Origin of the sequence: Flavobacterium sp. DSR3-2 (genome assembly GCF_049896525.1) — a bacterium.
Taxonomy (GTDB): Bacteria; Bacteroidota; Bacteroidia; order Flavobacteriales; family Flavobacteriaceae; genus Flavobacterium.
This window is the reverse complement of record NZ_JAFCUM010000043.1, coordinates 1-621: the sequence shown is the minus strand read 5'-3', so window position 1 is coordinate 621 and position 621 is coordinate 1. Positions and strand designations below refer to the sequence as shown.

The 621-nt window shown below is 31.1% G+C and carries 1 pseudogene; it reads right to left on the bottom strand.

The annotated features are described in order from the left end of the window. Window positions 1-570: pseudogene (locus tag ACP7AV_RS17170) on the bottom strand (hypothetical protein); the annotation flags it as partial. Window positions 571-621 lie beyond the last annotated feature (51 nt).

Below are 621 nucleotides of genomic sequence, written 5' to 3'. Positions count from 1 at the left end.
ATCTACCATATAAACATTCTCTTCATTTGCTTCGATGTCTTTTGAAAGTCGAATATCTCTTTTTGCTGAATTATAAAATCTTTCAAAGTCAAGAGGTGGGTCAATCGCAAAAATTGCTGTTGGTTTAATTTCTGCGTTTTCGGCATATTTAATCGCACTACTACCACCAATTGAAAATCCACCAACATAAAAATTTTGGTTAACAAGTTTGTGTTTAGAAGTTACATCTTTTAAAATTCTGTCAAAAGTTTGTTGGCTTAAACTATCAACACCAAAAGATAATACACCATCTTGAAAAGTTGGGATAATTGTCAATATTCCATTTTGAGCTAATTTTTTTGGTAAGTCAGTTTGTTGTAAAACATTTTCTGCTGTTTCTCCAAAACCAGGAACAAGAAACAAATAGCCTGTCCAAGGAAGTTTTGCTGGATATATTATTGTATAACAGTTTTTTGTTGTGTCTGTTTTGTCAAGAAAAACTTTCTCGATTTTTAGGTTAGATACTTTCTGCCCATTACAATCAATTGCAAAAAGTGAAAAAGTTAGAATTATTAAAAAAAATCTATTCATAAATGTCTGTTCTTTATTTATGTTGTGTCGTCCTTCGCTTGCAGGTAACGT